This is a genomic window from Uruburuella suis (assembly GCF_022870845.1).
In the GTDB taxonomy this organism is placed as follows: Bacteria; Pseudomonadota; Gammaproteobacteria; order Burkholderiales; family Neisseriaceae; genus Neisseria; species Neisseria suis.
The window spans coordinates 2294861-2318582 of sequence record NZ_CP091507.1 but is presented as its reverse complement, the minus strand read 5'-3'; the positions used below and the strand labels follow the sequence as shown (position 1 = coordinate 2318582).

Sequence of the window (23722 nt, the reverse complement as noted above, 5' to 3'; positions counted from 1 at the left end):
AAGCGAATTTATATAATTCCGACTTCAATTCCCTGATAGCTCAGTCGGTAGAGCGACGGACTGTTAATCCGCAGGTCCCTGGTTCGAGCCCAGGTCGGGGAGCCAAAATTTAAGGCTCAAACATTCGTGTTTGAGCCTTTTCTTATGATCGAAAAGCTTTTCTTAAAGGCCGTCTGAAAATATTTTCAGACGGCCTTATGCTGATTTAATGCCCATTCAAAAAAGTCAGCTTACAAGGCGGAAGCCTGCGGCCGTACACACGCACGACAAGGCGAGTCAATGCAGTAATACCAATCCAAAAAAATAACCTAACTTCGTTGTCTCGCCTTGCCGTACTATCTGTACTGTCTGCGGCTCGCCGCCTTGTTAGCTTACTTTTTTGAATTGGTATAAGCTTATTTTTTGGATGGGTATAAATTGGTATAAGAAGATGCCGTCTGAAAAACGCCATAGGTACAAACGCCGCGCTTTTCGAAGTGCAATCGCACGCATGAAAATTCGCGGTCAGCACAAGACGCCAATGCCGTCTGGAAGCGTTCAGACGGCCTCTATTTCAATCGCAAGGCCCAGCGCGGCGGCGAGCAGGGTGCGTTGTTTGGCGTGCAGGCGTTTGGCGAGCCGGCAGGCGGTTTGGTATGCATCATCATGGTAGAGGCCGTCTGAAAACACATCACCGCTTTCAGACGGCCTGATGCGGATGCGGGCGATGCTGCCGGGCTGTTGCTGCATAGAAAGCAGCAGCCAGCAGCAGCCTTCGTGTTGCGGCGGCAGGCTGCTCTGCTCGCTGCACCAGCCGGCCAGCGCAGCGGCAACCGTGCCTTGTTGCAGGTCAAGCCAGGCGGTAAGCAGCGGTTGCGACCATGATTCGGGCGCAGCGGAAACCGGCATAAACAGGCTGGGGCCGTAGAGGCCGAGCGCTTGGGCGGTGTGGAAACAGGCGGCGTTGTGGATGTTGCCGGTGAAGTCAAACGGCTTGGGCGCGCCGCCTTCGGCCAGCGTGGCGAGCATATTGTCGAACTTGGCCGGCGAGCTGAAGCGCGCGCCGAGATACACGCCGCTCTCGGGTGAATGGTGAACAGACCCTAGCGGCAGGGCGGCGGCCAATGCATTGAGGGTGAAGCGGCTGAGGCGGCGGCCGTCGTAGCCGTAATCTGCTTTCAGCGCGGCGCGCAGGCTTTTTTCATCAACGTCGCTGCGGCTGTGGTGGATGCTGATTTGCTGCACAAATAAAACACTCATGCACGGTGCTCCAAGATGATGCTGGTGTTGCTGCCGCCAAAGCCGAAAAAATTCATCAGATAAAGGCCGCTACCCAGGGTGAGGCCGTGGGCGGCCAGCGGCGCATCGGTTTGTGCGTAAGCGGCGGCAGCAGGCAGCGGCGGCAGCGCACTTTGGTGCAGGCAGGAGAGCAGCAAGGCGGTTTCGATGATGGCCGCTGCGCCGAGGGTGTGGCCGATAAACGGCTTGAGTGCGGCTCGAGGCGTGTTGGGCAAGAGCGCGTGCAGGGCGGCGGCTTCGGCTTCGTCTGCCGCAGCGCTGCCGATGCCGTGGGTTTTCACCAATCGAATCTGCCCGGGCTGCGCGGCGGCATCAGAGAGCGCAGCCTGCATTACGCGTTTCACGGCGGCGCTGTCGGTGTGGGTGAGGCCGAGGGTGTCGGTGCCGCCGGCGATGCCGCGGAGGGTGGCCGCACCGCTGCCGCATTCCAAGGCCAGGCAGGCGGCGGCTTCACCGCAGATAAAGCCGCCGGCCTGGGCAAACGGGGTGTAGGCGGGCGTGTCGGCGAGCAGACCCATGGCGTGGAAATGCTCGAAAGTGAGGGCGTTGAAGTTTTCAAAGCCCAGTACCAGCGCGCGTTGGCACCAGCCGGCGCGCAGCATTTTCACGGCATAGCAAAGCGCATTGGCCGATGAGGTGCATGAAGTGGCGAAGCTGAAAATATCGGGGTTGCCCAAGCGATGATGGAAATGTTCGGCCACATGGGTGAGGCTGTGTCGGCCGGTGTCGAGGCCGATTTCGGAAACATAACCGGGATTCAGCATCTGCTCGCGCTCGCTCATCAGATAAGCGGTGGAGCCGATAAAAATCGGGGTGTTCGCTAGGCTTTCAGACGGCCAGCCGGCCTGCAAAGCGGCTTGGGATAAGTGTTGATACAAAATATCGAACAGGTCGGCTGCGCTGAGCTTGGCGGCGGCAAAGGTGTTGAAATAGGGCAGGGTGATGTGCCGGCCGAGGAAAGATAAGCTGCGCTCAGCCGGGGCGGCGGGCGTGTGCAGCGGATAGAGGCCGTCTGAATCGGAAAAAGCGTGCATCTGGCCGTTGCGGCTTTGGGCGCATTGCAGCGTGGCGGCGCGTATGGCGATATTCATGCGCTGTGGCTGGCGCGCACAAAGGCGGCTAAGTCGCGCACATTGAGCATGTGGCGGCGCACTTCGCGGTCGCCTTGCAGCCGCACCTGAAAATGCGTTTGCAGCGCCACGGAAATTTGCAGGGCATCCAGCGAATCGAGCGCCACGCGGCTGCTGTCGCCAAACAGCGGCTCATCATCGCCGATGGCTTCGGGGGCAAAATCATCAAGCTTGTCGGTTTCCTGCAAAATCAGCCGTTTAAGCTCGGTTTCGAGCGCGCCGGGAGCGAGGGTGAAAGTGTAGCTCATTAAAATCTTACCTGTGTTTTGAGTTGTTTGCGGTAAACGGCGGCGGCCAGCAGCAGGCAGGCCGCGCCAAATAAAACCAGCAGCAGCATGCTGTGCTGCACTTGGGCGAAGCCGTGGCGGTTGAGCAAAAGCTGGTGAAATGCCTGCAAAGCCCAAGCCATCGGCGAGATTTGGCTGATGGTGTGCATGCTGTCGGGCATCACATAAGCGGGCACCATTATTCCGCCCAGCGCCGCCATAATGATGATGCCGCCGCCGCCCAGCACCACGGCCTGCTCGGTGGTTTTGGCCAGCACGCTCACCAGCAGGCCGTAGCCCAATGCGGCCAAGCTGATGGCGCAGGAAAGCAGCGCATAAGGCCAAATACTGCCGCTGAGCGTGAACGCATCAATGCCCAATAAGGGCAGCAGATAGCGCCCGATCAAAAGCATGCCGGCAAATTGCAGTTGGTTAATCAGAAAATAAGGCACAAGCTTGGCCAAAAGCAGGCTGCCGGCAGAAGCCTGTGCCATGCGCAAGCGCGTGAGCGTGTTGGTTTGGCGCTCCATTGCCATCACGTTGGATAGCGGTATCATAATGAAAAACATGCCGAAAATCAGCCATGCGGGCACGCTGTGCTGCACCGAAGTGGGCTTTTGCACTGCTTGGCCGCTGCCGCTCAAATAGATTGCTTCAAATTGAGCCTGGTTGAGATAGCCGTCGATATCGCTGAAGGTTTGCTGCAATGCCTCGTTGATGTTTTGCCGCAGCAGGCGCGCTTGCGGGCCGGCGGGCGCATCGGCGCGGCTTTCGTTGTGGTCGGCCAGCATATTGATGCGTGTTTGGGTGTAGCTTTGCTGCAAAATGCCGCGCATGGCGCTCAGCCACGAACGCTCGGTGTCGGGCTTTATCCATAATTGCAGCGGCACATCATCGGCCAACGCGGCGGCTTCTGCGTTGGGGTTGACCACCAACATATCCAAGCCGCCTTGTTGCAGCAAGGTTTTCAGACGGCCTGTGTCGGCCAATGCGGCTTCTTGCACCTTGATATCGTGTGTACCCAATTGGTGGGCAAAGGCGGCGTTCACCGGATTGGCGGCGGCGCCGGCCAGCGCAATCTGCGCGCCGGCGTGCGGCTCGGCATCTTTGCTCAGCGCCACCGACATAATCAGCATAAAAGCAATCGGCATAGCAAACAGCACCGCCAAGCCGTGCAAATCGCGGCCAAGCAGGCGGAATTCTTTATACACTGCGTGTAAAAACATCATGGCGCCACCTGCCGGTTGAGAAAATCGAGATAAAAAGCTTCCAGCGAGCCGTGGCCGAATTGGAAAAAGGCCGTCTGAAAGCCTTGCTGCCGCACCATCTGCCAAATATGTGCCGCGCCGGCTTCATCAGTGGCCAATTGCACCGCACCTTGTGCATCCAGGCTGCCGCCCCAGGCCGCCGCCTGCGCCGGGCTGCACGGCGGCACGGTTTGAAAGCGCAAAATATGCTGCCCGCCTTGCTGCAAAATATCGTCCAGCGCGCCGTGATAAACCAGCCTGCCGTGGTTGAGCAGGGCGATTTGGCTGCACAAAGTTTCGATTTCCTGCAAATAATGCGAGGTGTAAATCACCGTGATGCCTTCAGCCGTGAGCGCGGCCACATTTTCGAGGATAAAGCGGCGTGATTCGGGGTCGATGCCGACGGTGATTTCATCCAGAAAAATCAGCGTCGGGCGGTTAATCAGGCCAATGGCGAAATTCAAACGGCGCTTGAGGCCGCCGGAAAGATTTTTCGCCAGCTTGGCCGTGTGTGCGCCCAAATCGGTTTGCTCAATCAAGTTGTGCAGGTGTTGTTTGTCTTTCACGCCATAAAGCGCGGCGAAAAAACACAGATTTTCCCACACGCTCAACAGCGGATAAAAAGCAAAATCTTGCGGCACCAGCGAAATGCGCTGCTTTTGCGCACGGCTCAATTCGGCCAGCGGCTGATCGTCAAACACAATCTGCCCCTGCTGCACAGGCTGCAAGCCCGCCAGCAGCGACATCAACGTGGTTTTGCCCGCGCCGTTGGGGCCGAGCAAACCGAGCGCCTCGCCTTGCGCCACCGTCAGGCACACATTATCCAGCGCGGCAGCGACCGCAGCGGGATAGCGGTGACAGAGATTTTCAATGCGTATCATGGCAGCTAAAGGATTAAGATTTGTTAAGAAAGGTTGGGCGAATAATACGCGAAATTGTGGTTTCCAGCATCTGTTTGATGCGGGTCAAATGTGCCTACATTGAATTACATTCAATCGAAACAAATAATGATTTTGGTGAAATAAAAATTATAAAATTAGTTAAAAATAATGATTTATAACTTTTTAAAATAAATCATATCAGAATAATGCTTCAAGGCGAAAAATCTGCCACAGCCGTTGCAAGATAGATACTAAATTATCAAGTTAAAGTAAAAAGCCTAATTTTCAAATGTTTAAGGCTGGCCGGTATGAGGAAAAGGGTTTTTGATGCGCTTGCAATTAAATTATAAATATTGGAAATGTGTTGTTTCTTGCAATAAAGCCCTGCATTTTTAATCAAAATCATGAGAAAACATCAAAAATCAAGCAGCCGGCGCGTTGCTTAATCTATAAACGAGCCGGAAACTTTTCCGGGCGGGGCTTGGCAAAAAAGAAAAAAGCGGGTACATTCCGACTACACCGAGTTACAAAGCATTACAAACGTAGCCGGCCATCCAAAAATCAAGCAAGAACAAAGGAGTAGAGTAATATGTCTAACTATCAAGACGAGATTAAACAAGCAACCGAATTGAAAAAACAAGCAGGTAGCAGTTGGCACGATATCACGCCGGAATATGTTGCCCGCATGCGTTTGCAAAACCGCTTCAAAACCGGCCTCGATATCGCCAAATACACTGCCGCCATCATGCGCAAAGACATGGCCGAATACGATGCCGATTCTGCTAAATACACCCAATCGCTGGGCTGCTGGCATGGTTTTATCGGCCAACAAAAGCTGATTTCCATCAAAAAACACCAAAAAACCACCAATAAGCGCTATCTGTATCTTTCCGGCTGGATGGTTGCCGGCCTGCGTTCGCAATTCGGCCCCTTGCCCGATCAATCCATGCACGAAAAAACCAGCGTGTCCGATTTGATTGAAGAACTCTACACTTTCCTGCGCCAGGCCGATGCCCGCGAGCTGGATTTGCTGTTTACCGCGCTGGATGCCGCCAACGAAGCCGGCGATGCGGCCAAAGCCAAAGAAATCCAAAGCCAAATCGATAATTTCGAAACCCACGTGGTGCCGATTATTGCCGATATCGATGCCGGTTTCGGCAACGCCGAAGCCACTTATCTCTTGGCTAAAAAAATGATTGAAGCCGGCGCTTGCTGTATCCAAATTGAAAACCAAGTGTCCGATGAAAAGCAATGCGGCCACCAAGACGGCAAAGTAACCGTGCCGCATGTGGATTTCTTAGCCAAAATCAATGCCGTGCGCTATGCCTTCCTCGAATTGGGCGTGGATGACGGCGTGATTGTTGCCCGCACCGACTCTCTGGGTGCCGGCCTCACCAAGCAAATTGCCTATTCCACCGAGCCCGGCGATTTGGGCGACCAATACAACGCCTTCCTCGATGGCGAAGAAATCACCGACATCAGCCAAGTAAAACCGGGCGATGTGATTGTGAACACCGACGGCAAAACCATCAAGCCGGTGCGCCTGCCGAGCAATCTGTTCCAATTCAAGAAAGGCACCGGTGTGGATCGCGTGGTGCTCGACTGCATCACTTCGTTGCAAAACGGCGCAGATTTGCTGTGGATTGAAACCGAAAAACCGCACATCGGCCAAATTGCCGAAATGGTGAACAAAATCCGCGAAACCATCCCGAACGCCAAGCTGGTATACAACAACAGCCCCTCGTTCAACTGGACGCTCAATTTCCGCCAACAAGTATTTGATACTTGGAAAGAAGCCGGTAAAGACGTATCCGCTTACGACCGTGCCAAGCTGATGAGCGTGGATTACGACAACACCGATTTGGCCAAAGAAGCCGATGAGAAAATCCGCACCTTCCAGGCTGATGCTGCCCGCGAAGCCGGCATTTTCCACCACTTGATCACTTTGCCCACTTACCATACCGCCGCTTTGTCTACCGACACATTGGCCAAAGGCTATTTTGCCGACCAAGGCATGCTGGCTTATGTGAAAAACGTGCAGCGTGAAGAAATCCGCAACGGCATTGCCTGCGTGAAACACCAAAACATGGCCGGTTCGGATATTGGCGACAACCACAAAGAATACTTCGCCGGCGAAGCCGCGCTGAAGGCCGGTGGCAAAGACAATACCATGAACCAATTCAGCAACCATTAACCCCATACGGTTTCAGACGGCCGATACGCTTCTGCTTGATGATTACAAGGCCGTCTGAAGCCTACCGCCTTTGTCTGCATGGAGTTGAGCCGTGCGGATAAAGACAGGCGAGAGCCTGTATTGTTTGTGAAGCGTAAATCTCTGATTTGAGGTATTTCGGGCAATCCTTCGGGATTGCCCCTTTTTTTATGCCGCAGGCCGTCTGAAATGAAGGCCGTCTGAAATATTTCAGACTTATTATTCTGCATGCAGATTTCCTTAAGCAAACGCACATGCAGTGGCGGCCAAGGTGTGGTGCGCGATATTGCCATTTTTGCGTGAAGCCCTTAAAGTAAGGCCGTCTGAACATCATAATGAAAGCCGCTATGAATCCCCAAACAATTCTTGATTTCTGGTTTGCCGAAACCACCCGCCCGCATTGGTTTGCCAAAAGCGCAGCCTTTGATGGCCTGATTGTCGAGCGCTTCGGCGAGGTGTTGCGGCAGGCCGCCGCCGGCGAGCTGGCGCATTGGCGCGCCACGCTTGAAGGGCGGCTGGCGGAAATTATTGTGCTCGACCAATTTTCCCGCAATGCTTATCGCGACACACCGCAATCTTTCGCGCAAGACGGCATGGCTTTGGTGCTGGCGCAAGAAGCGGTGGCGCAGCCGGATTTTGAACAAATGCCGGCCGAGCGGCGCAAATTTATGCTGATGCCTTATATGCATTCTGAGTCTGCCGAAATTCATGCGCAGGCCATACCGTTGTTTGTTGCGCTGGATGATGCCTACACGCTGGATTTCGAAATCCGCCATCAGACGATTGTCGATCGTTTCGGCCGCTATCCGCACCGCAACGGCATATTGGGCAGAAAAAGCAGCGCTGAGGAGGCTGAATTTCTGCAACAGGAAGGCTCATCGTTTTAATCAACGGGCAATATTTTCAGGCCGCGATCGGCTGCCCAAAGGCCGTCTGAAAAAAGTTTCAGACGGCCTTTATCATGATGGGTTTTGAGCGTTATCCGCTATTGAAGCAAAAAACGCTAAGTGTTAAAGTTTACGATATTGTGTTTACATGGCTAATTGAGGAGCAAAAAAATGAAATATAAACTGATCAGTCTGGCTGCCGCTTGCGGCTTTGCCGCCGCACCTGCGTTGGCCGCGCCGCAACATATTGCCGCCGCCGAGCCTTTTGAAGCCAGCGTGCTGACGAGCGGCTTAAACGGCCCGTGGGATATGGTGTGGGGGCCGGATAATTTCTTGTGGATTACTGAGCGGCAGGGAAAAAGCATTGCCCGCATCAACCCGCAAACCGGTGAGCGAAAAGAATTGATTACCTTTGAAAATGCATTTGCCGCGCCGCCGCATGAGGGCGTGTTGGGCTTGGCGTTGGCGCCCGATTTTCTGAAACGCGGCAGCCGCAACTATGTGTACACCGCCTACACTTATAAAACCGGCGAGCAGGAATATGCCCGCATCGTGCGTTTGCAATATGATGCCAAGGCCGGCAAGCTCGGCAACGAGCAAGTGATTATCGACCGCCTGCCCGCCAGCCACGACCACAATGCCGGCCGCCTGCGCTTTGGCCCCGACGGCAAACTTTATTACACCCTCGGCGATCAAGGCCGCAACCAAGGCAGCCTTTATTGCCAACCGATTGAAGCGCAACGCACGCCCACCGCTGCCGAAATAGCCAAACAAGACTACAGCAGCTATGTCGGCTCATCATTGCGCCTGAATGCCGATGGCTCGATTCCGCGCGACAACCCGGTGATCAACGGCGTGAAAAGCCATATGTTTACTTACGGCCACCGCAACCCGCAAGGGCTGGTGTTTGTGGGCAACCGCCTCTACAGCTCGGAGCAAGGCCCCTCAAGCGATGATGAAATCAATATTCTCGAAGCCGGCGGCAATTATGGCTGGCCGAATGTGTCGGGCTTTCGCGATAATCAGGGCTATGTGTATGCCGATTATTCGGCTGCGCCCAATTGCGCCGGCGTGAAATTCGATTCCAATGTGATTCCCGCAGGCGTGCCCACCCACAAAGAAACCGAATTCAGCGCACCGAATTACCGCGAGCCGGTGAAAACCTTCTATACGGTCAACAGCCAATATAATTTCACCGACCCCAAATGCGGCCAAATGGCTTATTTGTGCTGGTCCACCATCGCGCCGGCCAGCATCGCTTATTACCCGAAAAACGGCAAAATCGAAGCCTGGCGCAATTCGCTCTTGGTTACTTCGCTGAAAAACGGCGCGCTCTACCGCGTGCGCCTGAATGAAGACGGCAGCCAAACCCAGGGCGATGTGGCCAAATATTTCAAAACCGAAAACCGCTACCGCATGGTGGTGGTGAGCCCTGACGGCGGCAAAATTTATGTGGCCACCGACAGCGTGGGCAACGGCACCAAAGCCGACGGCACGCCGATCAACACCATGGCCAACCCGGGCTCGATTATCGTGTTTGAATACAAACCTTGACGATTTAGCCGAGAGGCCGTCTGAAAACCTTTTCAGACGGCCTTTTCATTGGATTGCTTCCAAATTTAAAATGCAAAGAGCCGAGCCCAACCATGCAGTCAGGTTGTTTCAGGTATTGATAATACCAATCCAAAAAAATAACCTTACAAAATAAAAGCAGTTCGGCAGCATCATCCGCGTAGGTCGGATTCTTGAATCCGACGTTTGGCCAACGGCCAAAGCGATGTGCGTGCCTTGTTCTGCGAACAAGTGTCGGATTCGAGAATCCGACTTACAGGCTGCCCGTTTGTATATTATTTTTTTGAATTGATATAAGGAACAAAAATATGCCGCCTTGCACCCGCACACCGCTCAAACTCGCCGCCTTGCTGGCCGCGCTGCCCTTACCGGCTCAGGCTGATGAGGCCGACACACAAGCCGCGCTGGACGAAATCACCGTGAGCGCCACCCGCACCGGCACCTCGGCCAAAGGCACGCCCGCCGCCGTTTATACCGTGCGGCAAGACCAAATTCAGCATCATCAGATGCAGGTAGATTTATCCGAATCGCTGGCCGCCGTGCCGGGTGTGCAAATTAAAAACCGGCGCAATTATGCGCAAGACACGCAGATTTCCGTGCGCGGTTTCGGCGCGCGCACCGCGTTCGGCGTGCGCGGCGTGCGCATTTATGTGGACGATATTCCCGCCACCCTGCCCGACGGCCAGGGCGCGATTTCGCATATCGACTTAGGCTCGGCGCGGCGCATCGAAGTGCTCAACGGTCCCATGTCGGCGCTTTATGGCAATGCTTCCGGCGGCGTGATGCTGGTGCAGAGTGAAGAGGGGCAAAACCCGCCCTCAATTGAAACCCACGCCAATGCCGGCCGCTACGGCACTTACCAATACGGCATTAAAGCTTCGGGCGGCGGCAACGGCAAAGAGCTGCCAGCCTATATGCTCAGCCTCGCGCGCTTCCAAACCGACGGCTATCGCGATCACAGCAGCGCATTTAAAAACATGGCTAATGCCAATGTGAAATGGCAGCTGGATAACGGCGCCACGCTCAAGCTGATTGCCAACAGCGTCAACACCCGCGCCGACGACCCGCAAGGCCTCACGCGCGCGCAATGGCAGCAAAACCCGCGCCAGGCATCGCCCTCCGCCATTGCTTATAATGTGCGCAAAGAGCAGCAGCAGGTGCAGGGCGGCTTGGTGTATGAGCAGGCTTTGGATGCGCACCACAGCATCAAAGCCGTGCTTTACGGCGGCGAGCGCAAAGCGCTGCAATTTCAATCGATACCGAAAGCTGTGCAGCAAAACAACCCGGGTCACGCCGGCGGTGTGATTGATTTGCGCCGCCGCTATTACGGCGCAGATGTGCGCTGGAGCGGGCAAAACCTGCTTGCCGACGAATCGCTGCGCGCCAGCGCGGGCTTGAGCTTCGACACCCTCACCGAAAAACGCCGCGGCTATGAAAATTTCATCGGCGACACGCTCGGCGCACAAGGTGTATTGCGGCGCAACGAAACCAACGATATTTGGAATCTCGACCCCTATATGCAGGCCGGCTGGCAATTTGCACCGCAATGGCGGCTCGATGGCGGCCTGCGCTACAGTAACGTGCATTTCAAATCGCGCGACCACTACATCACCGCCGCCAATCCCGACGACAGCGGCCAAACCGACTATCGCAAATGGCTGCCCAGCGCCACGCTTTCGTGGCAGGCCACCGAGCGCCTGTTGGGCTACACCTCTTATGCACGTGGCTTTGAAACCCCCACCATGAATGAGCTTTCCTACCGCGATAACGGCAGCGGCCTCAATTTCGGCCTGCAACCGGCCAGCAACCAAACCTACGAAATCGGCGCCAAATACAGCGGCTGGCTCGGCGGCTTGGCCAGCGTGGCGGCTTTCCGCATCAACACCGACAACGAAATCGTGGTGAAATCTTCGTCCAACGGCCGCACCGTGTATCAAAACGCCGGCAAAACCCGCCGCCACGGCATTGAATTGGCCTGGAGCGGCGAAATCGCCCCCGATCTCAATGCCACGCTGGCCTACACCTGGCTCGATGCCCGCTATAAATCTGACAGCGCCAACCTGGCAAACAACAAACACATTCCCGGCATTGCCGAACATGCCGCTTATTTGGGCGCCGATTACGCACCCGAGCAAGGCTGGCAGGCCGGCGCCGGCGTGCGCGCGCTCTCCAAAGTGTATGTTAACGATGCCAACAGCGAAGCCGCGCCCGGTTTTCTCACCGCCGACATCCACGCAGGCTATGTGTGGCGACTTGCCGGCGGCTGGCATATCCGCTCATATGCCGCGCTGAACAATCTTTTCAATCGCCAATACATCGGCTCGGTGATTGTAAACGACGGCAACGGCCGCTATTTCGAGCCCGCACCCGGCCGCAACTGGCAGGCAGGTTTGAGCGTAAAAAAAGCGTTTTGATTTTAAAGAAAGGCCGTCTGAAAGCTTTCAGACGGCCTTGTTTATCTGCGCAAGCTGCGTCAATAAGCCTCAAACGGCACGGCCAGCAAAGCTTCTCCGCCGCTGTGCACTTGTGCGGCAAAGGTGTGCACTTGCGGCAGCACATAGGCGAAATACACTTGCGCCGTGTGCTGCTGCGCGCGGTAGAAAGCTTCACCCAAAGGCGCATCGGTGCGGCCGGCGAGCGCATCGGCGGCGGCCAACCAGCCGCGAGCCAGCGCGATGGCGCCCAGCGTGCAGGCCATTTGTTGCAGATAGGCGTTGGAAGCGGCGGCGGCCAGTGCGGGCTGCTCGCCCATTTGCGCCACAATATCGGCCACGCTTTGCTCGGCCGCGGCTATGGCTTGCAGCAGCGATGCAGCCAAATCGGGCGCGGCAGCGGCCAATGTTTGCGCAATTTCTTTGCCCTCGGCGAGCAAGGCCAGCGGCACGGCGCCGCCGTTGGCTGCGGTTTTGCGGCCGATTAAATCGAGCGCCTGCACGCCGTTGGTGCCTTCGTAAATCGGGGTGATGCGCACATCGCGCACATATTGCGACACGCCGGTTTCTTCCACGTAGCCCATGCCGCCGTAAACCTGCATGGCCAGATTGGTGAGCAGCACGCCGTTGTCGGTGTTCCACGCTTTCACAATCGGAATCAGATAATCAAGCACGCGCTCGGCCTGTTTGCGCACCACAGGGTCTTCCAGCCCGTGCACCAAATCAATCGCAGAGGCAGCCTGCATATAAAGCGCGCGCTGGGCGGCTAATGTGGCTTTTTGCACCAGCAGCATGCGGCGCACGTCGGGGTGGTGGATGATGCTTACCGGCTCTTGGCTGTCGCTGCCCAATTCGCGGCTTTGCACGCGCTCTTGCGCATAGGCGAGTGCATTTTGATAAGCGCGCTCGGCCACGGCATGACCCTCGATGCCCACGCCCAAGCGGGCGTGTTTCATCATGGTAAACATATAGGCCAGGCCTTTGCCGGCGCGGCCGATCAAATAGCCTTCGGCTTCGTCAAACTGCATCACGCAAGTGGGGCTGGCGTGGATGCCGAGCTTGTGCTCCAGCCCCACCACGCTCACCGGGTTGCGCGCGCCGAGGCTGCCATCAGCGTTCACCAGATATTTGGGCACGATAAACATCGAAATGCCTTGCACGCCCGGCGGCGCATCGGGCAGGCGCGCCAGCACCAAATGAACAATATTTTCGGTGATTTCCTGCGCGCCCCAGGTGATGAAGATTTTTTGGCCGCTGATGGCATAAGCGCCGTTGTCTTTGGGCACGGCCTTCACCGCCACCTGCGCCAAATCAGTGCCCGCGCCCGGCTCGGTGAGGTTCATGGTGCCGCTCCAAGCGCCTTCACACATTTTGGGCAGGTAAACCTGTTTTTGCTCATCGTCGGCATGGTTGAACAAAGCTTCAATCGCGCCGATGGTGAGCATGGGCAAAAGCGAGAGCGATAAATTGGCGGCACACCACATTTCTTCGCACGCGGCCGACACCACCGCCGGCAGCCCTTGGCCGCCATATTCAGCCGGCGCGCGCAAGCCCGCCCAGCCCGCATCGCGGTATTCGTGATAAGCATTCACCAAATCGGGGTGGGTTTCTACTTTGCCGTTTGTCAATTTTGCGCCGTGCAAATCGCCGGTGCGGTTTGTGGGTGCGAGCACTTGCTCGGCAAAGCGCGCCGCTTCTTCCAACACCGCATCCACGGTGTCGGCATCGAGGCCGTCTGAAGCGGGCAGGGCGAGAATTTCGGGAAGCTTGCCATGCACTTGCAGGGCAAAACGCAATTCGTTGATGGGGGCTTGGTAATTCATGCTTTCTCCATGATCAATAAAATATTGTTTTTGTGTGGTGTGGTGTGGTGTGGCGCTTACTTTAGCCGCAATCGCACCGCTTGCAAAGGCTGCGGCAAGGCTTTTTTGGAGCAAGCAGCCTAAACTTTGCGCGGCCACAAAAAAGCGGCGATGTTGTGTGGTATTGTTGCGCACAATCTGCTTGATGCCGTCTGAAAGTTTTCAGACGGCATCAGGCAGAAAAGCCGGCGCAAACCGCTAGGGTCTGTTCACAATTACTTGTCATAAAGGTAGCCACATCACAATGCATCCCAATAAAACCGTGCTGTGGAAGTTGCGCTTTAGCTTATCGTAGCGGCTGGCAATCGCTCGGAAATGTTTCAGACGACAAAAAGTATTCTCCACCAAGTGCCTGATTTTATAAAGATACCAGTCCATGTCTTTATTTTTCTCTTCCCTGTCTTTTCTATAGGGAATATTGGCTTTCGCGCCACTTTCCTCTATCTGTTCCCTGAGTCGGTCTGAATCATAGCCCTTATCCGCATTCACAAGCTCAGTTCCGGCAAGATCGATGTTATCAAGCAATTCCGGCGCAACGCTGATATCGTTGATATTGCCCGCAGTAATGATAATCTCAACCGGATTGCCTGAGACGTCTACCGCCAGATGAATCTTGCTGGTCATCCCGCCCCGGCTCATACCGATTGCGTGTTCCTCTTCTTCGCTGAGCCATGAGGCGCCGGCTGAATGTTGATGCGCCCGAACATAGCTGCCATCTATGGCTACCCATTCCAAATCACAGTCTTGGCTGAGCTTTTTTAAGGCTTCGGCAAAAATACCTTTTGCCGACCAACGGTTATAAGCCGTGTAAACGGTATGGTGTTTGCCGAAATACTCGGGCAGATCGCGCCAAGGGATGCCGGTTCTGACTCTGTATAGGATGCCTTCGAAAATCAGGCGTAGATTGGGTTTGCAATAAACACCCAAATCACGCAGAATGGGCAACAGCTTCGTCCAGTATTCATCTTTGAGTAGTGTGCGGGGCATGGCAGGTGTATTAGGGTTGTGTGAGAGCTCCCTTTTTACACCTGCTTTCCTTTTTATTCAATGTTATGACAAGTAATTGTGAACAGACCCTAAGGCGGATGACAAAAAAGCCCAAGGCCGCTATGCTTTCACCTTTGTGTTTTCCCGATTAAAGACGATTCATGAACATCACCCAAACCATTGCCGCCGAATTAAACGCCACCGCCGCCCAAGTAGAAGCCGCCGTGGCTTTGCTGGATGAGGGCGCCACCGTGCCCTTTATCGCCCGCTACCGCAAAGAAGCCACCGGCGCTCTGGACGACAGCCAATTGCGCACCCTGGCCGAGCGCCTGCAATACCTGCGCGAATTGCTGGAGCGCAAGGCCACCGTGCTCAAAAGCATTGAAGAACAAGGCAAGCTCACCGATGAATTAAAAGCGCAAATCGACGCCGCCGACAACAAAACCACACTCGAAGATTTATACCTGCCCTACAAACCCAAACGCCGCACCAAAGCGCAAATTGCGCGCGAAAACGGCTTGCAGCCCTTGGCCGAATTATTGCTGAGCACGCCGTCTGAAAACCCCGACACCGCCGCGCAAGGCTACCTGAACGAAAACGTGGCCGACACAAAAGCCGCGCTCGACGGCGCACGCGCAATTTTGATGGAGCAATTCGCCGAAGATGCCGAGCTCATCGGCCGCCTGCGTGAAAAACTGTGGCGCGAAGCCGAAATTCACGCCCAAGTGATTGCCGGGCAGGAAGCCGCGGGCGAAAAATTCAAAGATTATTTCGACCACCGCGAGCCCGTGCGCACTATGCCCAGCCACCGCGCCTTGGCCGTTTTGCGCGGGCGCAACGAAAACATTCTTCAGGCAGCCTTAAAATACCAGCCCGACGACACCCCGATTACCGAGCAAAGCGAATACGAACAAGCCATTGCCAAACAATTCAACATTGCCGACCAAGGCCGCGCCGCCGATAAATGGCTGCGCGACACCGTGCGCCTTACCTGGCGCGCCAAAATCTTCTTGTCGCTGGAATTAGACGCCTTCAACCGCCTGAAAGAAGCCGCCGACACCGACGCGATTACCGTGTTCGCCCGCAACCTCAAAGACTTATTGCTCGCCGCGCCCGCCGGCCGCCTCACCACGCTGGGCCTCGACCCCGGCTACCGCAACGGCGTGAAATGCGCCGTGGTGGACGACACCGGCAAACTGCTCGACACCGTGATTGTGTATTTGCATCAAGAAAACAATATGTTGGCCGCTTTGGCCGGCATCATCAAAAAACACAGCGTTAAACTGATTGCCATCGGCAACGGCACCGGCAGCCGAGAAACCGACAAACTCGCCGGTGAATTGGTGAAAGGGCTACCTGAAATGAAGCTGCACAAAATTGTGGTAAGCGAAGCCGGTGCCTCGATTTATTCCGCTTCCGAATTGGCGGCCAAAGAGTTTCCCGAGCTCGATGTATCCCTGCGCGGCGCGGTTTCCATCGCCCGCCGCCTGCAAGACCCGCTGGCCGAATTGGTGAAAATCGACCCCAAATCCATCGGCGTCGGCCAATATCAGCACGATGTGAACCAAAGCCAGCTCGCCAAATCGCTCGATGCCGTGGTGGAAGATTGCGTGAATGCCGTGGGCGTAGACGTAAACACCGCCTCCGCGCCGCTGCTGGCGCGCATCTCCGGCCTCAACCAAACGCTGGCGCACAACATCGTGCAATACCGCAACGACAACGGCGCCTTCCTCAGCCGCAAAGCCCTGCTCAAAGTGCCGCGCCTGGGCGACAAAACCTACGAACAAGCCGCCGGATTCTTGCGCATTCAGGGCGGCAAAGAGCCGCTCGACGCCAGCGCCGTGCACCCCGAAGCCTACCCCATCGTGGCGCAAATGCTGGCCGACAACCACATCAAAGCTGCCGACTTAATCGGCAACCGCGACAAAATCAAACAAATCAAGCCCACCCAATACACCAACGAACAATTCGGCCTGCCCACGATTTTAGACATCCTCGCCGAACTGGAAAAACCCGGCCGCGACCCGCGCGGTGAGTTTCAAACCGCCACCTTCACCGAAGGCGTGAACGAAATCAAAGATTTGCAACTGGGCATGATTCTGGAAGGCGTGGTGAGCAACGTGGCCAACTTCGGCGCCTTTGTCGACATCGGCGTACACCAAGACGGCCTGGTACACATCTCCGCGCTGGCCAATAAATTCGTACAAGACCCGCGCGAAGTGGTGAAGGCGGGCGATGTGGTGAAAGTCAAAGTGATGGAAATCGACGCAGCGCGCAAACGCATCGCCCTCACCATGCGCCTAGACGACGAACCCGGCAGCACCGTCAAACGCGATAGGCCGTCTGAAAACAACACCCGCAAAGACACCCGCCCCCAACGCAGCGCACCCCGCGAACAAGCACAGGGCAATTCGGCGATGGCGGATGCGTTTGCGAAGTTGAAACGGTAAAATGTTGCTCAACTTAAAAAGATTGACACTAAATTATGAAAAAAAGCATTAATACATTGCAAGAACCACAAATGAATATTTATGGAGAGTACGAACCAGATGTTTCTGAAAAAAATATCTGGGACAAATCTGTTAAAGCTGAGGAGAATGGATATTATTGGAAAAAGGATCCCATTGTTACGCGTGGCGTAAATGAATTTTCTACTAACCCTATCGTTATCGAACTTTTTTGTGGGTGCGGGGGGACATCTTTGGGGTTTGAAATGGCTGGATACGAAATTGCTCTAGGTTGTGATATCCATGCCTTTGCTATAAAAACTTTTAAACATAATCATCCAAGGGCATGGACTATCTTAGGAGACGTAAAAAAAGTAGACCCTTTGGAAGTGAAAAGAATTTTACATGGCAGGCAAGTGGATGTATTGATTGCGGGTGTGCCTTGCCAGGGTTTTTCTTTAAATAATCGTAAACGTCATGAGGATGACGATCGTAATTTGCTCTATAAAGAATTTGTGAAATTTGTAGAGGTATTGGAGCCGAAGTCAATTGTGCTGGAAAATGTTTCAGGGATGAGAAGTACGGGAACATTTGTTAAGGATATTGAACAAGACTTATCTCGAGCTGGAAAAATGATAGTCAAAAGTAGATTGTTATCTGCAGCTGATTATGGTGTTCCTCAAAAACGGAACCGCTTGTTATTTGTCGGTGTTCAAGGAACTAGTTTTGACTTTAATAAGATTCGTAAAACGCATGGAGAAGAGACAGGTAAGTCATATGTGACTGTTCGTGATGCAATTGGAGATTTACCGCCACTCAATCCTAAAGAATCTAAAAATAACTATGCAAGCCCGCCTACTTCAGAATACCAAAAATTAATGAGAAGTGATAATGGCAATGTATTAACTTGCCATGTTGCGCCTAATCATCCAGTTAGTACAATTGAGAAAATTAAAAATACACTACCAGGAGAGCCAATGTATCCGAAATTTAAACAAAGAATTCGGTTGGCTTGGGATATTCAAAGCCCTACGCAAGTATCGGGAGGGATTCGTCCACAATTTCAATTTGGACATCCTGAAGATAATCGGGGATTAACCATTCGGGAAAGATGCAGAATTCAGAGTTTTCCTGATAATTTTTTTGTGCATGGTGGGATTGTTCAGGGTAGAGTGCAGACAGGAAATGCTGTTCCACCATTGTTAGCAAAGGCCGTTGCGTTAGCAATCAAGGAATATTTATGAAATATAGAATTTGGTATAGCACGGAAGAGTTTGCAGATTTCATTATTGATCATACTGATCTAAAAGATAAAGAATGCGTAAAGAAAAAGATGTATGAAAGTGATGCAAATAATGCGAAAAACTTTCATGCAATGCCTGACCATATTAAAAAAATATTGTATTTAGATGCACCTGATTTGATTGTAGAGATTGATCAAGAACCAATTTTTTCTGTGGAAGTCTCTACCGAAGCAGGTACTGGACATAATGTTTTTCAAAGATTTGCCCGATTGGCAGCATCCGTAGAAAACAATGTTCCCGCATTCTATATTTATCCTGAAGCAGTCATTATCAGTCGAGAACGCGGGAGTACAAAGTGGGATAAAATCAATCCATTGATATTTAAAGCATTAGAGAATGTGATGTCAATTTATCATATTCCAGCGCTATTTTATTATTTTCCTAGTGATTTCAAATCATGTCCCGATAATGCAATTTTGTCTGGAAATCAGAATACAGGAGGATTGCTATATGAGCCTAATAGAAAATATGCAGGTTCGCCATTGTCGGTGGATACGGAAATGCGGAAAATGTTTTGCGCTATAAATGAAGTGATTGAGGTGTTCGAGAAAACAGGGATTATTGAGGGTCGCAAAAAATTATTAGGAAAATATAATATCAAAGAACATAAAAACTGGATGAGTGAAGAATATTATAAAAAAGATGGGCATCAGGATATGTCTCCACTCTCTGCTACTATAAAAATACCTACAGTTTATTTACTAAACTATCTTGAATGTAAGAGTTATTCAATTGGAGAGTTATTACGTAGTAGGGAAGAGACTATTTTATATAAAGTGAATGCTAAATTTCGTGGAGACCCTTATCCTGGCGCATTGGCAGCCATTGATTATTTGTGTTGCAGAGAAGGAGTATCCTTTGAAGAACGTAAGTACAACTTAGTCTTGGTTTGGTCTGATGTTGAAATAGATGATAATGCTGAGACGATTAAGTTAATTGGTACAAAGGGAAAAATTGATGATTTTATTCACGCAGTACAAAATAGCGAGAACAAAAATATCTTAAATAAAGATTATAATGAATTGAAGCGAAAAGGAGAAATACCTCGTTATTATATGCAAGTGCGTTATGGTTCCACTTATTCAAAAGCGAAACATATTCGAGTCTTTTCATATTTTGCGGATGCGATATTGTTTCCTGATGGCTCATTATGGAGAGATGCTTGATGCTGGAAGAGGCCAAAGTTACAGTCAATATCCTTAACTGGTTAGAAAAAGAGGGCTGGGAGATTATTTGCTACGATTTTCCTCAGAGTGGAACAGGAGTTATGTTGCACCCAAATAATCGGGATAGTTCGAAAAGTAAAAATCAAGACGGTATCATCCCTGATATTATTGCTGTAAAAAATAGAAAAGTTGTTTTTTTTGAAAATAAGAATAGATTTGTTTTATCCGATTTTGAAAAAATATGGGAAATTAAATCATTAAATAAATATTCAGTTAGTTTGGGAAAATTAATTAACTCCCCAGATGATTTCAATATTTTTTATGGGATAGGAATACCACAAGCTGATAAGTATGTTGGAAAAAGTATGAACCATTTGGATAAAGTTGATTTTATTATCAGCACCTCAGAAGATGGTGTGATATGTGTTGAATATGACAAACATTTTGTTTTCCAACAGATGCATGTCTAAATAATCTCTATGCACACTCCCATCGAAACCCACCCCTTACCGCCTTTCGCCCCGCCCAACGCCAAATTGCTGATGTTGGGCAGCTTTCCGCCGCCGCGGGCGCGGTGGAAGATGGATTTTTATTATCCGAATTTTCAAAACGATATGTGGCGGATTTTCGGGCTGGTGTTTTTTGCAGATAAAGATTATTTCGTTGAGGCGGGCGGCAAGGCGTTTAAGGAAGGCTTGATTCGGGATTTTCTGCAGGAAAAAGGCATTGCCATCAGCGATACGGCGCATCAAGTGGTGCGTTTGCAGGGCAATGCGTCGGATAAGTTTTTGCAGATTGTAACGCCGCTGGATTTGGCGGCGCTGCTCGCGCAAATGCCGCATTGCGATGTGGTGATGACCACGGGTGAGCTGGCCACGGATACTTTGGTATCCTTGATGCCGTCTGAAACAGCCAAGCCTGCCATCGGCGCTTATAGCGAGGCGGAATTTGCGGGGCGGCGCTTGCGGCTTTATCGGCTGCCGTCGTCGTCGCGGGCTTATCCCTTGCCGCTGGCGCAAAAGGCGGCAGCGTATGCGCGGTTTTTTAGAGAAATCGGTTTGCTTGAGGCTTTTTAATTAAACGGCAACAAAAAAGCGCACTCCATGGTGCGCTTTTGTTTTGGCAGGGTAATGTGCTATTTGGCTACCCAGTTGCCTTTTATCGGGCGGACAAAATAAGCGAGGACGGCAATCATGCACACTTCAATCGACACCGACCAATAAACATGGCCTAAAATTTCACTCCACAATTCGGCGGCATTCAGGTTCCACAGCCAGCCGGTGGCGCCATCGGCATAGACGGGATTGCGAAAGCCGAAGAGGGGAATCAAAAAGCCGTGCATCACAATGGTGATCAGCAAGCCGTAGAAAGCGCCATACCACAAGCGGATTTTCGGCCAATAAGCAGAGCCCACAACATAAACGAAAGCGAATACGAAGCTAAACAGCCAGTGATATAAAGTAACAGCGCCGGGCACGGTAACGCCTTGATAAACGTAATCGAGCGAATGCGAATTGAAGCCGAGCCAGCCGAGCCAAGCATCAATATTGGCGCCTGGCGGTGAAATTTCGCCCGGCATGCGCGGCGGCATATTCACTTCGGAGCCCCATTTGACCAATGAGCTGAAAAAGCCGCCAATCAGCGTGGTCCAGAGGATGATTTTTTTGTTGATTTGCCAAGCGGCGGGGGTGGAATTAAGCATACTCATCATAAATGCCTTGTGGGTGTAGTAAATTCAATATGATGATTATTATGAATTTTGAATAAGATGATATTGAGACAAATCAACTATGGGCTAAATTTGTAATTTAATTACAAACCAGGCCGTCTGAAAGCTTGCTTTTCATGCTTTCTGACGGCCTGGTTTGGCTTTTGCGTTTCGGTGTGCGCCGCTGCCAGCCAGCGGCCGTTGTTTCTCACCCATGTGGTGGTGTCGAAGCAGATCATTTCGTGGCTTTGGCCATCCATTTCAAAAATTTGCTTCACCTCATCAGTGGCCACCGCCACATCGGCAATCGGAAAAATCACTTTTTCATTTGAAAATTCAAAAAACGTGAGTTTTGCCGGGCCGGTTTGGGCCATGGATAGATATTCGCCCGGGCTGAAATGATGAATGCCGAACATGGCCACGCTCACCGCTTCGGCAGCCAGCAGCGCAGCCGCTTGCTCGGGGCGTTGGTCGGCCATTGCCTGCCAGAATTCGGCCTCTAATTTCATAATCTCGGTGTGGCTGCTCATTTTGCGCTCCTTTTGAATGCGATCCAAAAAATGCAGGCGGTGTTTCTTTTGCGCCCGTGTGCATTTCCCAGAAGATAAAGGCTTGTCAAATCAAGATAATTCACCGACACTATGCCGCAAGCCGCCCATCACCACAAGGAGAAAATTATGGCTGCCATCCGCTCCGCTATTGCTGTTACCGTTATCGCCGCTGCTGTGCTGGCGGCTTGCAGCCGGCCGGCCACACCCAGCTATACCGCGCCCGCACAAGAAACCGCCCAAGCCTCCAAAAGCCAAGCCATGGACGCTGCTTATGCCGGCACAGCTCGTGTGCGCATGGCGGTGATGCCCTCGCCGCCCGTCAGCGCTGAAATCGCGCTGCCGCTGCAAAACACCGAGCAATACGGCCAAATCAGCACCAACCCCGTGCATGCCGTGGCGCAGCAGCCGGTGTCTACCTTCAGCATTGATGTAGACACCGGCAGCTATGCCAACAGCCGCCGCTTCCTCAATAATGGCCGCCTGCCGCCGGTGAATGCGGTGCGGGTGGAAGAATTAATCAATTATTTCGACTACAGCTATCCGCTGCCGCAAGGCCGCGCGCCTTTTGCGGTGCACACCGATACTGTCGATTCGCCGTGGCAGCCACACGCCAAGATCATCAAAATCGGCATTAAAGCGCAAGATTTGGCGCTCAAAGAATTGCCGCCGGCCAATTTGGTGTTTTTGGTGGATGTGTCCGGCAGCATGAACGCGCCCGACAAGCTGCCGCTGGTAAAACAAACCCTGCGCCTGCTCACCGAGCAATTGCGTGCGCAAGATAAGGTAACGCTAATCACCTATGCCAGCGGAGAAAAGCTGGTGCTGCCGCCCACTTCCGGCAGCCAAAAGCAAAGCATTTTGCGCGCGATTAACGGCTTGCAGGCCGGCGGCGCCACGGCCGGCGAGCAAGCCATTCAGCTGGCCTATCAAGAAGCCGAAAAAGCCCACATTAAAAACGGCATCAACCGCATTTTGCTGGCCACCGATGGCGATTTCAACGTGGGCATCACCGATTTCGACACCCTCAAAGGCATGGTGGCCGAAAAGCGCAAAGCGGGCATTTCCCTCACCACCTTGGGCTTTGGCACCGGCAACTACAATGAGCGCCTGATGGAGCAGCTGGCCGATGCGGGCGATGGCAACTACAGCTATATCGACAACCCAAACGAAGCCAAAAAAGTGCTGCAACGCCAATTGTCGTCCACCCTGGCCACCGTGGCACAAGACGTGAAAATCCAAGTGGAATTCAATCCCGCCACCGTAAAAGAGTATCGTTTGGTCGGCTATGAAAACCGCCTGCTCAAGCAAGAAGATTTCAACAACGATAATGTAGACGCCGGCGATATCGGTGCCGGCCACAGCGTCACCGCCCTGTATGAAATCATCCCTGCTGGGCAGCCCGGCTGGCTGGGCGAATCACGCTACCGGCCCGCCGCACCTGCCGCCGACAGCAAAGCCGGTGAATACGCCCATGTGAACTTGCGCTACAAATTGCCCGGCAAAAGCGCCAGCATCCTCATCAGCCAGCCCGTGGCCGCCAGCAGCAAACCCTTGGCACAAGCCAATGCCGACACCCGCTTTGCCATCGCCGTAGCCGCCTACGGCCAGCAATTGCGCGGCGGCCAATACAACGGCAAAATGGGCTGGGGCGACATCATCCGCCTCGCCCGGCAAGCCGATAAGCCCGACCCCTACGGCTTGCGTAGCGAATTTATCGAGCTGGCCAAAATCGCCCAAAGCTTGAGCGCAGGCGCAGCAAGCGGCGAATAATATCGACTTGAATGAATAAGCC

Annotated in this window: 20 protein-coding genes and 1 tRNA gene; 11 read left to right on the top strand and 10 right to left on the bottom strand. The window is 53.0% G+C overall.

Annotation, left to right across the window (positions count from 1 at the left end):
- Positions 1–29: 29 nt before the first annotated feature.
- A tRNA-Asn gene (locus LVJ78_RS10540) sits at positions 30–105 on the top strand.
- 432 nt (positions 106–537) lie between these two features.
- On the opposite strand, the gene LVJ78_RS10535 is transcribed toward LVJ78_RS10540, so the two are convergent.
- The 5 genes from LVJ78_RS10535 to LVJ78_RS10515 are packed head-to-tail and all read right to left on the bottom strand — an operon-like array spanning position 538 to position 4802.
- Complete coding sequence (locus LVJ78_RS10535; RefSeq protein ID WP_132954345.1) at positions 538–1239, bottom strand: beta-ketoacyl-[acyl-carrier-protein] synthase family protein; 702 nt, start codon at positions 1237–1239, stop codon at positions 538–540.
- The gene (locus tag LVJ78_RS10530; RefSeq protein ID WP_132954344.1) at positions 1236–2369 is read right to left on the bottom strand and encodes a beta-ketoacyl synthase N-terminal-like domain-containing protein; all 1134 of its coding nucleotides are present in this window, start codon (positions 2367–2369) and stop codon (positions 1236–1238) included. Before LVJ78_RS10530 ends, LVJ78_RS10535 begins: the two co-directional genes overlap by 4 nt.
- Positions 2366–2656 carry an acyl carrier protein gene (locus tag LVJ78_RS10525; protein ID WP_132954343.1) on the bottom strand — a complete coding sequence of 97 codons (291 nt, stop codon included), beginning with the start codon at positions 2654–2656 and terminating at the stop codon, positions 2366–2368. Before LVJ78_RS10525 ends, LVJ78_RS10530 begins: the two co-directional genes overlap by 4 nt.
- Positions 2656–3900, bottom strand: coding sequence for an ABC transporter permease (locus LVJ78_RS10520; protein WP_132954370.1), 1245 nt, complete (start codon positions 3898–3900; stop codon positions 2656–2658). Before LVJ78_RS10520 ends, LVJ78_RS10525 begins: the two co-directional genes overlap by 1 nt.
- Positions 3900–4802 carry an ABC transporter ATP-binding protein gene (locus LVJ78_RS10515; protein WP_132954342.1) on the bottom strand — a complete coding sequence of 301 codons (903 nt, stop codon included), beginning with the start codon at positions 4800–4802 and terminating at the stop codon, positions 3900–3902. The genes LVJ78_RS10520 and LVJ78_RS10515 overlap by 1 nt, the downstream gene beginning before the upstream one ends.
- Positions 4803–5391: 589 nt before the next feature.
- Between LVJ78_RS10515 and LVJ78_RS10510 the strand changes: the two genes are divergently transcribed.
- Positions 5392–6996, top strand: coding sequence for an isocitrate lyase (locus tag LVJ78_RS10510; RefSeq protein WP_132954341.1), 1605 nt, complete (start codon positions 5392–5394; stop codon positions 6994–6996).
- On the opposite strand, the gene LVJ78_RS10505 is transcribed toward LVJ78_RS10510, so the two are convergent.
- Positions 6993–7244: a hypothetical protein gene (locus LVJ78_RS10505; protein WP_132954340.1), complete on the bottom strand. Its 252-nt coding sequence runs from the start codon at positions 7242–7244 to the stop codon at positions 6993–6995. The two genes, LVJ78_RS10510 and LVJ78_RS10505, sit on opposite strands and share 4 nt — an antisense overlap.
- A 117-nt stretch (positions 7245–7361) precedes the next feature.
- Here LVJ78_RS10505 and LVJ78_RS10500 point away from each other — a divergent pair, with 117 nt between their 5' ends.
- The 3 genes from LVJ78_RS10500 to LVJ78_RS10490 all read left to right on the top strand — a co-directional run bounded on the left by LVJ78_RS10500 (position 7362) and on the right by LVJ78_RS10490 (position 11887).
- The gene (locus tag LVJ78_RS10500; protein WP_132954339.1) at positions 7362–7901 is read left to right on the top strand and encodes a DUF924 family protein; all 540 of its coding nucleotides are present in this window, start codon (positions 7362–7364) and stop codon (positions 7899–7901) included.
- Positions 7902–8072: 171 nt separating this feature from the next.
- Positions 8073–9455: a glucose/sorbosone family PQQ-dependent dehydrogenase gene (locus tag LVJ78_RS10495; protein ID WP_132954338.1), complete on the top strand. Its 1383-nt coding sequence runs from the start codon at positions 8073–8075 to the stop codon at positions 9453–9455.
- Positions 9456–9781: 326 nt separating this feature from the next.
- Positions 9782–11887: a TonB-dependent receptor gene (locus LVJ78_RS10490; protein ID WP_132954337.1), complete on the top strand. Its 2106-nt coding sequence runs from the start codon at positions 9782–9784 to the stop codon at positions 11885–11887.
- A 59-nt stretch (positions 11888–11946) separates the two neighbouring features.
- Here the strand turns inward: LVJ78_RS10490 and LVJ78_RS10485 are convergent, their stop codons facing one another.
- Both LVJ78_RS10485 and LVJ78_RS10480 read right to left on the bottom strand, forming a co-directional pair.
- Positions 11947–13728 (bottom strand): acyl-CoA dehydrogenase family protein, encoded by a 1782-nt coding sequence (locus tag LVJ78_RS10485; RefSeq protein ID WP_132954336.1) that lies wholly within the window; start codon positions 13726–13728, stop codon positions 11947–11949.
- Positions 13729–13989: 261 nt separating this feature from the next.
- On the bottom strand, positions 13990–14754 hold the full coding sequence (locus tag LVJ78_RS10480; protein ID WP_244802560.1) for an IS5 family transposase: 765 nt from the start codon (positions 14752–14754) through the stop codon (positions 13990–13992).
- A 161-nt stretch (positions 14755–14915) separates the two neighbouring features.
- Here LVJ78_RS10480 and LVJ78_RS10475 point away from each other — a divergent pair, with 161 nt between their 5' ends.
- From LVJ78_RS10475 to LVJ78_RS10455, 5 genes are read left to right on the top strand one after another with little or no spacing between them, the layout of a single operon-like run.
- Positions 14916–17204, top strand: coding sequence for a Tex family protein (locus tag LVJ78_RS10475; RefSeq protein ID WP_132952935.1), 2289 nt, complete (start codon positions 14916–14918; stop codon positions 17202–17204).
- A gap of 35 nt (positions 17205–17239) precedes the next feature.
- Positions 17240–18445, top strand: a complete 1206-nt coding sequence (locus LVJ78_RS10470) for a DNA cytosine methyltransferase (protein ID WP_132952933.1) — start codon at positions 17240–17242, stop codon at positions 18443–18445.
- Positions 18442–19671, top strand: a complete 1230-nt coding sequence (locus LVJ78_RS10465) for a hypothetical protein (protein WP_132952931.1) — start codon at positions 18442–18444, stop codon at positions 19669–19671. Before LVJ78_RS10470 ends, LVJ78_RS10465 begins: the two co-directional genes overlap by 4 nt.
- Positions 19668–20141, top strand: a complete 474-nt coding sequence (locus LVJ78_RS10460) for a hypothetical protein (protein ID WP_132952929.1) — start codon at positions 19668–19670, stop codon at positions 20139–20141. Before LVJ78_RS10465 ends, LVJ78_RS10460 begins: the two co-directional genes overlap by 4 nt.
- Before the next feature lie 9 nt (positions 20142–20150).
- Positions 20151–20747 carry a uracil-DNA glycosylase family protein gene (locus tag LVJ78_RS10455; RefSeq protein ID WP_132952928.1) on the top strand — a complete coding sequence of 199 codons (597 nt, stop codon included), beginning with the start codon at positions 20151–20153 and terminating at the stop codon, positions 20745–20747.
- A 59-nt stretch (positions 20748–20806) separates the two neighbouring features.
- On the opposite strand, the gene LVJ78_RS10450 is transcribed toward LVJ78_RS10455, so the two are convergent.
- Both LVJ78_RS10450 and LVJ78_RS10445 read right to left on the bottom strand, forming a co-directional pair.
- Positions 20807–21382, bottom strand: coding sequence for a YagU family protein (locus tag LVJ78_RS10450; protein ID WP_207894269.1), 576 nt, complete (start codon positions 21380–21382; stop codon positions 20807–20809).
- A gap of 101 nt (positions 21383–21483) precedes the next feature.
- The gene (locus tag LVJ78_RS10445) at positions 21484–21909 is read right to left on the bottom strand and encodes a DUF4440 domain-containing protein (RefSeq protein ID WP_132952926.1); all 426 of its coding nucleotides are present in this window, start codon (positions 21907–21909) and stop codon (positions 21484–21486) included.
- A 147-nt stretch (positions 21910–22056) separates the two neighbouring features.
- Here LVJ78_RS10445 and LVJ78_RS10440 point away from each other — a divergent pair, with 147 nt between their 5' ends.
- On the top strand, positions 22057–23700 hold the full coding sequence (locus LVJ78_RS10440; protein ID WP_132952924.1) for a vWA domain-containing protein: 1644 nt from the start codon (positions 22057–22059) through the stop codon (positions 23698–23700).
- The last annotated feature ends 22 nt before the right edge of the window (positions 23701–23722 follow it).